The following is a 12,976-nucleotide window of genomic DNA, read 5'->3' on the forward strand; positions in this document are numbered from 1 at the left end:
CGTCATGGCAACGGATTTCGTCAGCGCCAGCTCCCCGGCCGGGACTGCTGCGGCTCACGCGCCTGCCTGGACAACGCGCCGAACACGGCGTCGACCACCCACAGGGTCAGGATGCCCGCCACGATGTCGACCACGTCGTCAAACGGTGAACGGAATCTCGGCGAGAACGGGTCCAGTACCTGCGAGGCCGGGACGTCGAGGAGTCTCCCGGTGCCGTCGACGATCGCGTCGACCGGGTTCGACGCCCAGCCCTCATAGGCGTTGATCGCCAGCAGGGTGATGACCGGAATGGCGAGCACCCACCAGAATCCACGACGACGCGCGACCGACCACGCCACGATCAGCATCACGACGAAGGCGGGCATGTGCTCCGAACAGAACGTGAGCACCGGGTATTCTCCCGATCGCACCAGGACCGGGACCTGCCCACCCCAGAATCCGAGTGCCCCGACCGCGCCGATCACCACCGCGATCCCCGACCGTAGCGGGTCACGAGCCCAGATCCCCAGCACGAGAACCATGTACAGCGGCATCAGAGCGGTCAGCGACCAGATGAGCAACAGGCTCGCCTCGGGACCGTTGGCCTGGAGGTTCGCGTGGTACTCGGGGAACGGGGTGCCGTCGAGCGGGTCGAAGGTGAAGAGCCACAACACCGTCGGCCACCACGCGATGACCGGCAGGAACACCGCCGTGCTCACCAACGACTGTTTGACGGCGTTCCCGCGTTCGGTGTGGCGGATCGCGGCCATCGACGGATCGGACCCCGGCCCGAGACCGAACTCCCCACCCGCGAGCGTCTCGCTCATACGGGAATACTAGGGCGATCGTCCAACTCGTATCGGCGAATCCGCGGCAACGCCGCAGATGCACCCGGACGGATGACAGGGGCGTGTGACCGCAACCCGGAAGTGTCGCAAGCGGCCGGGCGGATCAGCCGTTGCGTCGGCGACGTCCGCCGCCGGTGGACTCGGTCTGTGACCGCAGCTGGCTCAGGAGTTCGGAGACGGGCAACCCCGCCGAGTGTGCCGATTCCGCGTCGTCGGCGACCGCACGGCGTCGACGACCACCGCCGAAGGACTCCGCGGGCCGACCGCCCGGCTGATTCTCGTGTCGTCCAGCGGACCCGAGGAAGGGCGGGGGCTCCACGTCGTCGGAAGCATCCGCGACGCCCGGGGTCTCATCGCTCTCGGGTGCTTCGCCCGACGCCGCCCGGGTCGACCATTCGTCGGTCGGGGTGTCGTCGGTGTAGAGCGGTTGATTCGCGTCCGCGACCGGCGACTGCGATCCCGGGCCTCGGGTATCCGCCGCGTCGGTGTCGTTCCCGAGGTAGAAGCCCCCGGAGAACGGCAATGACGCGGACTCTCCGGCGCCGGTCGACGCACCGTCCGCACCCGAGGTCTCGGCGCCTGCGGAGGCCTTCGGGCCGTCGGCGTGATCGGTGTCGACGATCTCGGCGTCGGAGACGTCTGAGTCGGACGTCCTCCCGGACGTCCCCGTCGCGGCAGAGGGTTCTGCCGGCGCGCTCGTCGCCGCGGGCTCGTCGGGCGATACCTCGGTGGCGATGCGGCCCGAGATCGGGTCGTCGGTGACGACCGGGATCACCTCGGTCATCTCGTTGGGATCGACCGGTCCCGTATGCCTGCCGTCGTCCGCGGTCGGAGCCGTCGCCGCGAAGTCGCGCGCGGCGAGCACCCCGTCGTCGGCGTAGGTGGCGCCGTAGGAGGACACGCCACCGATATCACCGGAGAAGCCACCGCCGTAGGGTGCACCGGATCGACGACCCGCGCGTGATTCGTCGTTCAGGCCCGAGGCCAGTTCGCGCATCTTCTCACTCGACAGGGCGACCCGCTGATCCGGGAGCGGTTCACCGAGGAGCATCTCCAGGCTGGAACGCAACGCCAGCACCTGGGCCTTGAGCTCGGAGAGTTCTTCGTTCGACTCGGCGGTGACCTCTTTGCGGATGGTCGTCTCGACATCGAGTTCGTACTGCCGACGCGCGGCGATCTCGCGTTCCAGCTGCAGTTCGTAGACCAACCGGAGGTCACGGCTCTTCGCCTCGGCGCTCTCGGCCTGTCGACGGAACTTCGTCACCAGGATCGCGCCGATGACGGCCGCCCACAACGCCGCGATGACTGCCAGCGAGCCGGTGATCGACAGCCTGTCGGTGAAGACCATCAGGATGCTGGCGATCAATGCGAGCACGATCAAGAGGCCGAGCAACCACTGAGCCGTCGACCGACTCGAGCGGCGCGAGTCGGCGGCACGGCCGTTCGAGGTCGTCATGATCGTGAATTTACCCGCTGTGAGTGCATTCGGACCGCAGGCGGGTGCGGAGTTTCTCCGATAGTCGACATGTTAGGCGACGAGTGCGCGGGGCGACCGACACTCGCCCCGACCCTCACGGACCGCCGACGGCGGACGGATCGTCGGGTGCTCGGCAGCAGTACTCGAGCCACAGCGCGGCACCGACGAGGACCACCCCGCCGATCAGTCCGACGATCGCGCCCGGCCGGTCGTGGTCGGCAGCGGCCAGATCGTGTTGGCCGAGCAGGAAGGCCAGCAGACCCAGCCACACCCCGACGGCGATCGCGCCGAGGATCGCAGAAGCCTTGGCCAGGGCCAGCACTCGCGCGGCCGTGAGTGGATGGAGTTGTCCCCGCGCGCGACCGACATCCCGCGAATCGACCCGGGAACGGACGACGAAGGCGATGACGATCTCGAGTGCGGCAAGCACATACAGCACCACACCGGCGAGCAACGGCAGCGGCGGGAAATCGGAGTAGTTGTACCGCACCAGGATCCACGCGACGATCGCCGTGACCGCCGCGATGACGGCGAGATCGCGGACCCGGGTGGGACCGAGACCGGTCTCCTCGTCGTCCTGATCCGGCCGGCGCGGATCCGGCGCGGTCACGAGTCGACCCCGGTCAGGCGGCCGACCGGACGCACCGCGTCCCGCTCTGCGGCGTCGAGCCCGGCCACGAGATCGGACACCGCGCGCGTACCGTCCGGGGTCCAGAGGGTGGCATCGGGTTCGATCTCGAGCCACGGGACGAGGACGAAAGCCCGTTGCGCGGCACGGGGATGGGGCAGTGTCAGGTCCGGGTCCCCGGACAGGACGACCTGGCCGGACTCGGACACGGTGATCACGTCGACGTCGAGAGTTCTCGGCCCCCAGCGGATCTCGCGCGTCCGTTCGGCCGCCCGCTCGAGTTCGAATCCGCGCTCGAGCCATCCGCGCGCATCGTGCGGGCCGTCGACGACGAGCGTGATGTTGCGGAAGTCCTCCTGCTCGACCCCGCCCCACGGCGGCGTCGAATAGACCGCGGACACCGCGACCAGGTCGTCGGCGAAAGCCTCGACGACCGAACGCAGGTGCGCGGTCGGGTCACCGATGTTGGAACCGGCCGAGAGCACCGCGCGGCTCATCGCGTCCCCTTGCGGGAACGTCTGGTCACCACCGCGACGTCGTCGAAGGTCAGTGGGATCGGCGCCGACGGCTTGTGCACGGTCACCTCGCAGGCATCGATGCGCGCGTCGGTCATGATCGACTCCGCAACCTCGGCCCCCACCTTCTCGATGAGGTTGCGCGGTTCGCCCCCGACGATGCCGGCGACCTGCTGCGCGAGCGCGCCGTAGTCGACGGTGTCGGCGAGGTCGTCGGACTCGCCGGCGGCCCGTAGGTCCAGCCAGAGCACGACGTCGATGTAGAAGTCCTGGCCGTCGGCCCGTTCATGGTCGAACACACCGTGATTGCCGCGCACCTTGAGGCCGCGCAGTTCGATCCGGTCAGCCATTCGAGTCTCCTACCGAGGACGAGGTTCGGGAACCGCCGGTGCGCCAGGCCGCCGCGACCGCGACCGCGTCGCGACTGCTCGCGACGTCGTGGACGCGCACCCCCCACGCGCCCGCGGCGGCGGACAGCGCCGAGACCGACGCGGTGGCGACATCGCGTCCGGCGGGCGGCCGATCCGCACCGTCGCGACGCAGCAGCGACCCGAGGAAGCGTTTGCGGGAGGCTCCGACCAGCACCGGGAAGCCGAGCCCGGTGATGGTGTGCAATGCGTTGAGCAGGGCCCAGTTGTGCTCGGCGGTCTTGGCGAAGCCCAGCCCCGGATCCAGGATGAGGCGGTCGGCGTCGACGCCGGCCGACACCGCCGCATCGACCTGGGCCAGCAGTTCCCCACTCACCTCGGCGACCACGTCCCGGTACCCGTCGACGTCTCCACTGCGGTGCGTGAACCGCCGGTCCGTGCTGTCCCCGGCCGGGCGCCAGTGCATCAGGATCCACGGCAATCCCGCGTCCGCGACGACCCGCGCCATGTCGGCGTCGGCACGCCCGCCGGACACGTCGTTGACGATCGCGGCGCCGGCCCGGATCGCGGCGGCCGCGACCGGGGCGCGCATCGTGTCGACAGACACGGTCACCCCGCGCGCGGCGAGTTCGCCGATCACCGGGACCACGCGCTCCGCCTCGAGACCGGGGTCGACCCGGACCGCGCCGGGCCGGGTCGATTCGCCACCGACGTCGATGAGGTCGGCACCCTGCTCGATGAGTTCGAGCCCATGCGCGATGGCCGCATCGGCGTCGAGGTAGCGGCCGCCGTCGGAGAAGGAGTCGGCGGTGACGTTGAGGACGCCCATCACGAGAGTCCGGTGCACACCGCCGCCGGCGGGGACTGCGTGCGCCTGCGTCACCGGGTGATCAGGTCGAGGGCTTCGCCGCGGGACACCGCACTGGTCTTGAAGATGCCGCGCACCGCCGACGTGGTGGTCGTCGCGCCGGGTTTGCGGATACCGCGCATGGCCATGCACAGGTGCTCGGCCTCGATCACCACGATCACCCCGCGGGGCTCGAGTCTGCGCATCATCGCGTCGGCGATCTGGCTGGTGAGCCGCTCCTGGACCTGCGGACGCTTCGCGTACAGGTCGACCAGGCGTGCCAACTTGGACAGCCCGGTCACCCGGCCCGACGCCCCGGGGATGTAGCCGACGTGGGCGACGCCGTGGAACGACACCAGGTGATGCTCGCAGGTGGAGTACATCGGGATGTCCTTCACCAGCACCAGCTCGTCGTGGTCCTCGTCGAACGTCGTGGCGAGGACCTCGTCGGGCTCGGTGTACAAGCCGGCGAACATCTCCCGGTAGGCGTTCGCCACCCGCGTGGGCGTCCGGATCAGACCTTCCCGATCCGGGTCCTCGCCGACGGCGAGCAGCAACTCGCGGACCGCGGCTTCGGCGCGTGCCTGGTCGAAGTCGGACCGGGGTCCCTCGAGTACGGCGTCCCGCCGCTCGCTGATACTCATCCGGCCACTTTACGAACTCGGACGCGAGTCGTCGTCACCGGCGCGATGGCCCCAGCCGTTCGTGTCGCCGTTGCGACCCGACCGCGGGTCGGGCTCGGGCGGCCAACCGGGTGCGGACCAGTCGCGCGGCGCGCCGTAATCCGGACGCGTGCCGCCCCCGTACGGCCCGCCCGACCCGGGTGCCGTCCGGCCGTTGCCCGGGTCCGGATACTGCGGGTTGGGGTAGTTCGGGTTCGGATACTGGGGGTTCGGATACTGGGGATTCGGATAGTGGGGGCCGGGATCGGCCGGCGGATATCCGTGGTCGGGGTACCGCGGTTCGGGACTGCCCTGCGTCGGGGGTGTCGGACCGCCCGGCTCGGGATAGATCGGCGGGTAGTTCGGCACCTGGCCGGGGACCTGCGGCCCACCGGGATAGCCGGCACCCACCGGTTCCGGGATCTTGGCCTGCTCCGGCGGCGGCCACGGCTCACCGCGTTCGATCGCCAGCTCTCCCGGCGTCTTCACCGGCGGTTTGTCACTCGGAGTGCGTTCGCCGAAGTCGTTGAACGCGGTGATCCGCGGACGCTTGTCGACGTCGGCGAAGATCTTCTCGAGGTCCTTGCGGGTCAGCGTCTCCTTCTCGAGGAGCTGCGTCGCGAGCACGTCGAGCGTGTCCCGGTACTCGGTCAGGATGGCCCACGCCTCGGTGTGCGCGGCCTCGATGAGCCGGCGCACCTCGTCGTCGATCTCGCTCGCGATTTCCGCGGAGTAGTCGGTGTGCGAGCCCATGGACCGGCCGAGGAACGGATCGCCCTGGTCCTGGCCGTAGCGCACCGCACCCAACTTCGAACTCATGCCGTACTCGGTGACCATCGCACGCGCGATCTTCGTCGCCTGGTCGATGTCCGACGACGCGCCGGTCGTCGGCTCGTGGAAGACCAGTTCCTCGGCGGCACGGCCGCCCATCGCCATCACCAGCCGCGCGATCATCTCCGAGCGGGTCATCAGGTCCTTGTCCTGCTCGGGGACGGCGAGCGCGTGGCCGCCGGTGCGCCCGCGCGCCAGGATCGTGACCTTGTAGATCGGGTCGAGGTCGGGCATCGCCCAGGCAGCGAGGGTATGGCCGCCCTCGTGGTAGGCCACGACCTTGCGCTCGTGTTCGCTGATGATCCGGGACTTGCGGCGCGGACCGCCGATGACCCGGTCGACCGCCTCTTCGAGGGCCTCGGCGGTGATCGTCTGCTTGTTCTCCCGTGCGGTGAGCAGCGCTGCCTCGTTGACGACGTTGGCCAGATCCGCTCCGGACATGCCGGGCGTGCGCTTGGCCAGACCGTCGAGATCGGCGTCGGAGTCGATCGGCTTGCCCTTGGCGTGGACCTTCAGGATGGCCCGGCGACCCGCCATGTCGGGGTTGCCGACCGGGATCTGCCGGTCGAAACGGCCGGGGCGCAGCAGAGCCGGATCGAGGATGTCGGGGCGGTTGGTGGCCGCGATCAGGATGATGCCCGAGCGGTCGCCGAACCCGTCCATCTCGACGAGGAGCTGGTTGAGCGTCTGCTCACGCTCGTCGTGACCACCGCCGAGACCCGCGCCGCGCTGTCGGCCGACGGCGTCGATCTCGTCGACGAAGATGATGCACGGACTGTTGTTCTTGGCCTGCTCGAACAGGTCACGCACACGCGACGCGCCGACGCCGACGAACATCTCGACGAAGTCCGAACCGGAGATCGTGAAGAACGGGACGCCCGCCTCGCCGGCCACCGCGCGGGCCAGCAGCGTCTTGCCGGTTCCGGGAGGGCCGAAGAGCAGCACACCGCGCGGGATCTTGGCGCCCAGCGCCTGGTACCGCGTCGGGTTCTGCAGGAAGTCCTTGATCTCGTAGAGCTCTTCGACGGCCTCGTCGGCGCCCGCGACGTCGGCGAAGGTCGTCTTCGGCATGTCCTTGGTGAGCTGCTTGGCCTTCGACTTGCCGAAGCCCATCACGCCGCCGCGGCCACCGCCCTGCATACGGCTCATCACGAAGAAGAACAGACCGAACAGCAGGATCATCGGCAGCACGAAGATGAGGATCTGCCACAGGACGGACTGCTCGTTGACGTTGGTCGTGTACGGGGCGCCGGTGCCCTGGACGGCCTCGAAGACCTGGTCCCCCGCCTGCGCCGGGTACTTGGCGCTGATCTTGTCGGCGTCGGCGTCGTTGACCTTGATCGGGGTGTTCAGCTCGATGCGCAGCTGCTGCTCGCGGTCGTCGATGCTGATGAACTTGGTGTTCTTGTCGTTGAGTTGCTGCAGTGCGACAGAGGTGTCGACGCCGCGGTACTCCCGACCGGAGTCGCTCATCACGCTCCAGCCCCAAAGGGCGAGCAGGATGAGCGCCAGGATGGCGAGGTTGCGGAAGACTGTCTTACGGTTCATGCCAGTTGGTGGGGGTCGTGCGGGCTCACGGGATCGAGTCCCGGTGCCGACGCCGTTCCCATGTCCTTCCCGTCGACGTACACATTGAGGCTACCGGTCAACGATCGCGCTGGTGAAACCGTTCCCTCGCAGGTCGGACACGCGGGCGCCGCGTCATGCGCCGGCGATGGATCAGTGCGTGTACACCGACGGCTTCAGTCGTCCGATGTAGGGAAGGTCGCGGTATCGCTCCGCGTAGTCGAGGCCGTATCCGACGACGAACTCGTTGGGGATGTCGAATCCGACATCGGCGACGCGGACCGGGGACCGCACGGCCTCGGGCTTGCGCAGCAGGGCGCACACCTCCAGGCTGCGTGGCGACCGTGTGGCGAGATTCTTCATGAGCCAGGACAGCGTCAGACCGGAGTCGATGATGTCCTCGACGATCAGGACGTCGCGTCCCTCGATGTCGCGGTCGAGGTCCTTGAGGATGCGGACCACACCCGAGGACGAGGTCGACGATCCGTAACTCGACACCGCCATGAACTCCATCTGCGACGGGATCGGCAGCGACCGGGCGAAGTCCGTCATGAACATGATCGCGCCCTTGAGGACACCGATGAGGACCAGATCCTCCTCGATGTCGGCATAGCGCGACGCCACGGACTGGGCGAGTTCGGCGGTGCGCTGCTTGATCTCTTCCTCGGTGATCAGGACAGCGTCGATGTCAGCGGCATACGGATCGGCAAACTGCACGGTCCCAGCTTGTCATGTTTTGCCGATACCGCGGCGAACGGGGGTTGCACCGAGGGCCGCGACCGTCGGTCGGAGAAATGATCAAGCATCGACCTGCGGTTTTATCGAGAAATGCCTGCTCAAATCATTGTTGACCTTTCACACCGACATTTCGCGGAATTGCTATGTGCATAACGGTCCCATAACAACTCATCACACCGGCACCATTCCGAGTGGTTGCGTTTCGAAGTAAATCAAGCGTCTGACATTCTCGGAAACAGAGTGCTGAGCAACAGACCTCTGAATTCCCCTCCCCTTCTCACGCCCTGTCCCGTGCGGACAAGAAGGAGCGCTCGTGTTCCCCACTTCGCGTTCTCCCCTGCGCAAAATACGTTTCAGCGCAATTCTCTGCCTGGTCACCGCGGTCGTCACCGTCTTCGCCGCGACCGCCGAAGCTGCACCTCAGCGGGCCGCGGCTCCGACCTACGACGCGTCGTGGAATGCCTCGGCCCTCACTCTCACGGTGCACAACGCATCGGTCAGCACGGAGAACGGAAATCTGACGATCCGGGACACCGCCGGCGCGGAACTCTTCCGCATGCCGCTCATGTATCGCAGCGAGTATCGGCAGTTCCCGATCGACACGCGGACCACGGGAAACAAGGTGACCCTCATTCCGTCCCGTGAGGTCGCACGTTCGACGGCACTCAATCCGACCGCGGTCGATCAATTACGCGGGGTGGCCCGACACAATGTCGCGGCGCCGCAAACGCGCCAGGAACGTGACGACCAGGCACTCGACCGATTCCGGTCCCAGCTTTCTGCTGGCACGTCCATCGGAACATTGGTGGGAACCGTCGTCGGCGGAATCATCGGCGGCGCGCTCGGCTGCTTCACGGGCGCGCTCGCTGGATTTGGAATCGGATGCCCGATAGCGATCCCGTTCGGCACCGCCGCCGGAGCACTTGCCGGCCTCGCCCTAGCCGGCGGCGGCACGCTCATCGGTGCCGGCATCCACTACTTCCAGACGATCAACTCGCCGTTCACCCCGCCGCGTCGCTGATCGCCAGTAACCACACGACGGTCCGTCTCACCTCGCGGTGAGGCGGACCGTCAGTGTTTCCCCGGCACGTACCACGACGCGTCGTGCTTCGGGGTCGCCGCCGATGGCCACCTGCGACCGGGCGTTCCCGGTGGTCGCCATCAGATCGTCGACGGCCGAGATGACGCGGTGCGTCGGTTCGGTGGCGCCGACGCCGAGCAGCCAGGCTCGCAGGACACGCGTCCGGACCGCGAGCGGCACGGCGAGCAGCGGCGCGATCGCCAGCCCCTCGTCTCGGCCGGCCCCGGCGAGGACACCGGCCGCCCACTCGTCCAGCGCGTCGTTGTCGGCCCGCAGGCCCTCGGCGGTGCGACCCAGCGCGTCGACGACCCCGCCGTGCAGAACCTCCTCCAGCAGCGGCAGCACCTCGGTTCGCAGTCGGACACGGGTGAACCGCGGATCGTCGTTGTGCGGATCGCGATGGGGCGCGAGACCGAGTTCGGTGCAGGCCGCCAGCGTCTGCCGCCGGCGGACGCCGAGCAACGGCCGGGCCCAGGGGTCGTTCCACGCACGCATACCCGCGATCGAGCGGGACCCGGACCCGCGGGCCAACCCGAGCAGCACGGTCTCGGCCTGGTCGTCGGCGGTGTGGCCGAGCAGGACGGGACGATCCGCACGGGCCTCGTCGAGCGCCGCATACCTGGCGTCGCGCGCACCGGCCTCGAGGCCGCCACGGCGCCCGACGCGCACCGGTAGCACCCGGACGCGGGCGCCCAGACCCCCTGCCACCTCTCCCGCCGTCGCGGCGACCTGTGCGGAGTCCGGCTGCAGTCCGTGGTCGACGATCAGCGCGGTGACGTCCAGACCGGCGCCGACGGCGGCTGCGGTCAGCGCGAGCGAGTCCGGTCCGCCGGAGAGGCCCACACAGACCTGCGGCCCCGAGAGATGAGCGGCCGCGAACTCCGCGACCGCCCGTCTCACAAGACCCGCTGAATCCATGCCTGCGGGTCGTCGATCTCGCTCGGCAGCGGCATCGTGTCCGGCGAGGTCCACACGACGTTGAACCGCTCCATCCCGACGGCCTCGACCACCACGTCGACGAAGGCCTTGCCGCGGATGTACTGCGCGAGCTTGGCGTCCATCCCGATGAGCGCCCGGATGAGTCGCTGGACCGGGTTCTGGGGAGCGGTGCGTCGTTTGTCGAACGCGGCTCGGATGCTCGCCACCGACGGCACATGCGCCGGACCCACGGCGTCCATGACATGGTCGGCGTGACCCTCGAGCAGCGTGCCCAGGACCATCATGCGTTGGAAGGCGGCGTGCTGCTCCGGGCTCTGCAGCAGTTGCATCGCCCCGATCACACCCTTTTCGCGCGGACCGTCGGAACCCTTGAGCGCCTTGGTCATCCGCGTGACGATCTCGGTGGTCGACTCGCCGGCGTCGGAGGTCAGCACGGCCACGTTGTCCTGCATGTAGTCGCGCAGCCACGGGTTGGCCGAGAACTGCACCCGGTGGGTGACCTCGTGCAGGCACACCCACAGGCGGAAGTCCGACGGGATCACCTTGAGCTGACGTTCGACGTTGATGATGTTCGGCGTCACCACCATCAGCACACCCGGTTCGCCGGTCTCCGGGTCGGGCGTGAACGGGTCGTACTGGCCGAGGATCGCGGTGGAGAGGAAGGCGAGCAACCCGCCGGCCTGGAGGCCGCCGAATCGGGCCCCGAGTCCGGGCGATCCCGCATCGATCGACTCGTCGGAGCCGAGCATCGAGCGCATCGACCGGGACGCGGCGTCGATCCACCCGGCCCGGTCGAGGACCCGGGTGGTCGGTACGCGCAGGCCGTCGGCGAGCCCGGTGACCTCACGGACCGGGGCTTCGGCCCGGGTCGCGGCGTCGGCCAGTTCCGCACGGGCCGCCTCGTAGGTGTAGGCCGTGGTCTTGGGACCGGGACGGGCGAGACGTTTCGCGGTTGACGCCGCGAGCGACCAGTCGATCTGCGACCCGATGCCCGGTTGACGGTCGGCGGTCTCGGCGACCTCTGTGGTCCCGGCGTCGGTGACGTCCGACCCGGCGGTTCCTGAAGTGGTCATCGGCACCCGCACTCTCTCAGTTGACCCACCACGGCGTCGAGGGCGGGTCGCGCGTCCGCCGGCGAGGTGCCGCCGGACATCAGGGCGAACGACAGCACGCGGCCGTCGACTGTCTGCACTATGCCGGTCAACGAACTGACCCCGGTGAGTGTTCCGGTCTTGGCGCGCGCCCAGCCCGCGCCCGGGTTGCCGGGGGCGTCGAACCGGTCCGCGAGCGTGCCGGTGCCACCGGCGATCGGCAGCCCGTCGAGCATCGGGCGCAGCGCCGGCCGGCTGGGTCCGCTCGCGGCCGTCATCACGGCGTCGAGCAGTTCCGGCGTGGTGCGGTTGGCGTACGAGATCCCCGACGCGTCGTGCAGGGTGGTACCCGCCCACTGGTCCGGGAACATCGACGACAGCACCTGTTCGATCGCCTCGACGCCGCCGGCGTGCGTCGGCGGCCCGCCCCGGTGCACCGACAGTTCGATGGCAAGCGTCTCCGCGAGCACGTTGTCGCTGTAGCGCAGCATGTCGTTGACCCGGGTGACCAGCGGCGCCGACTGGACCTTCGCGATGACGCGGTCGTTCCCGGATGCGGGTGCGCCGGAACCGGTCACCTCCGTGACGGGACCCTCGACGCCGAGAGCCGCGGCCAGCGCCTCGCCGGCCATGATGCCCGGGGCCGCGGTGCGCGGCGAGTACTCGTCGAGCGGTTCGAGCCGGGCGCCGTCGACCATCAGCGATTCGATCGGCGCGATGTCGCCACCCTGGATGTCCCGGCGGTCCCAGGTGGTGTCCATCGTCGGACCCGAGAACGCGCGCAGGTCGACGGCCACCGACGTCACCGGGATCTCGGTGTCCTCGATCTGCCGCGCCAGGTCGGCGATGCGACCGGGGTCGGTGTAGAAGGTGTCGGTGCCGGCGGGCTGTGCGGACAGGGTCGGGTCACCCGCACCTCGGAGGATGATCTGCCCGTTGCTGCCGGCCACCACCGTCGTGGTCAGTCGCTGATCGTGCGGCACGGCTTCGAGCACGGCAGCCGCGGTCAGGATCTTGGCGTTCGACGCGGGGATCCGCGGACGCTCGGGGTTGCCGGTCCACAGGACCGCGCCGGTCAGCGAGTCGCTGATCATGCCGGTGAGTTCGCCGAGCGCCGGATTCCGCAGTGCCGGCGCGATGGCCCGCGACACACCGCTCGGCGTGGGCTCCGGCGCGGAGGCGACCACCGGGTCGATCCGGGGGTCGACGGCGATCGCGGCGGGCTGCGGGGGAACCCCCGGCGGCAGTTCGGGTTCCCGGTCGAGCCGGAGCGCGATGATCACCGAGGCCGTCGCGACGAGGGCCAGGATCACCACCGCGGTGATCGTCCACCACAGGAGTCTCCGACCGGAACGACCGCCGTTTCGGGTGGATGCGCCCACAAAGCCTCCGGGTCTCTCGCGGTT

General features: G+C 69.1%; 13 protein-coding genes. 1 reads left to right on the forward strand and 12 read right to left on the reverse strand.

The annotated features are described in order from the left end of the window. Positions 1-20 precede the first annotated feature (20 nt). The 9 genes from FFS52_RS13170 to hpt all read right to left on the reverse strand — a co-directional run bounded on the left by FFS52_RS13170 (position 21) and on the right by hpt (position 8,438). Positions 21-806, reverse strand: coding sequence for a hypothetical protein (locus tag FFS52_RS13170; RefSeq protein WP_137809943.1), 786 nt, complete (start codon positions 804-806; stop codon positions 21-23). 124 nt (positions 807-930) lie between these two features. Further along, positions 931-2,283: a DUF6779 domain-containing protein gene (locus FFS52_RS13175; protein ID WP_137809944.1), complete on the reverse strand. Its 1,353-nt coding sequence runs from the start codon at positions 2,281-2,283 to the stop codon at positions 931-933. Between the two features lie 115 nt (positions 2,284-2,398). After that, a complete protein-coding gene (locus FFS52_RS13180) occupies positions 2,399-2,914 on the reverse strand; it encodes a DUF3180 domain-containing protein (protein ID WP_068971963.1) in 516 nt (171 codons plus the stop codon). Next, on the reverse strand, positions 2,911-3,429 hold the full coding sequence (gene folK / locus FFS52_RS13185) for a 2-amino-4-hydroxy-6-hydroxymethyldihydropteridine diphosphokinase (protein WP_137809945.1): 519 nt from the start codon (positions 3,427-3,429) through the stop codon (positions 2,911-2,913). The genes FFS52_RS13180 and folK overlap by 4 nt, the downstream gene beginning before the upstream one ends. Further along, positions 3,426-3,797 carry a dihydroneopterin aldolase gene (gene folB, locus FFS52_RS13190; RefSeq protein WP_137809946.1) on the reverse strand — a complete coding sequence of 124 codons (372 nt, stop codon included), beginning with the start codon at positions 3,795-3,797 and terminating at the stop codon, positions 3,426-3,428. The genes folK and folB overlap by 4 nt, the downstream gene beginning before the upstream one ends. After that, entirely contained in the window at positions 3,790-4,644 is an 855-nt protein-coding gene (folP, locus tag FFS52_RS13195) for a dihydropteroate synthase (RefSeq protein ID WP_137810001.1), read from the reverse strand. The genes folB and folP overlap by 8 nt, the downstream gene beginning before the upstream one ends. A gap of 50 nt (positions 4,645-4,694) precedes the next feature. Then, positions 4,695-5,306 (reverse strand): GTP cyclohydrolase I FolE, encoded by a 612-nt coding sequence (gene folE / locus FFS52_RS13200; RefSeq protein WP_137809947.1) that lies wholly within the window; start codon positions 5,304-5,306, stop codon positions 4,695-4,697. Between the two features lie 9 nt (positions 5,307-5,315). Continuing rightward, entirely contained in the window at positions 5,316-7,703 is a 2,388-nt protein-coding gene (gene ftsH, locus FFS52_RS13205) for an ATP-dependent zinc metalloprotease FtsH (RefSeq protein ID WP_137809948.1), read from the reverse strand. Positions 7,704-7,874: 171 nt separating this feature from the next. Further along, positions 7,875-8,438, reverse strand: coding sequence for a hypoxanthine phosphoribosyltransferase (gene hpt, locus FFS52_RS13210; RefSeq protein ID WP_137809949.1), 564 nt, complete (start codon positions 8,436-8,438; stop codon positions 7,875-7,877). Between the two features lie 334 nt (positions 8,439-8,772). Here hpt and FFS52_RS13215 point away from each other — a divergent pair, with 334 nt between their 5' ends. Then, the gene (locus tag FFS52_RS13215; RefSeq protein WP_137809950.1) at positions 8,773-9,480 is read left to right on the forward strand and encodes a glycine zipper family protein; all 708 of its coding nucleotides are present in this window, start codon (positions 8,773-8,775) and stop codon (positions 9,478-9,480) included. A gap of 27 nt (positions 9,481-9,507) precedes the next feature. On the opposite strand, the gene tilS is transcribed toward FFS52_RS13215, so the two are convergent. The 3 genes from tilS to dacB are packed head-to-tail and all read right to left on the reverse strand — an operon-like array spanning position 9,508 to position 12,952. Further along, entirely contained in the window at positions 9,508-10,458 is a 951-nt protein-coding gene (gene tilS / locus FFS52_RS13220) for a tRNA lysidine(34) synthetase TilS (RefSeq protein ID WP_171011630.1), read from the reverse strand. Next, a complete protein-coding gene (locus FFS52_RS13225) occupies positions 10,437-11,552 on the reverse strand; it encodes a zinc-dependent metalloprotease (protein WP_137809952.1) in 1,116 nt (371 codons plus the stop codon). The genes tilS and FFS52_RS13225 overlap by 22 nt, the downstream gene beginning before the upstream one ends. Beyond that, positions 11,549-12,952 (reverse strand): D-alanyl-D-alanine carboxypeptidase/D-alanyl-D-alanine-endopeptidase, encoded by a 1,404-nt coding sequence (gene dacB / locus FFS52_RS13230; RefSeq protein ID WP_137809953.1) that lies wholly within the window; start codon positions 12,950-12,952, stop codon positions 11,549-11,551. The genes FFS52_RS13225 and dacB overlap by 4 nt, the downstream gene beginning before the upstream one ends. Between the last annotated feature and the right edge of the window lie 24 nt (positions 12,953-12,976).

The sequence above is a fragment of the Gordonia sp. ALPHA1B1 genome (assembly GCF_005502615.1).
In the GTDB taxonomy this organism is placed as follows: Bacteria; Actinomycetota; Actinomycetes; order Mycobacteriales; family Mycobacteriaceae; genus Gordonia; species Gordonia hongkongensis.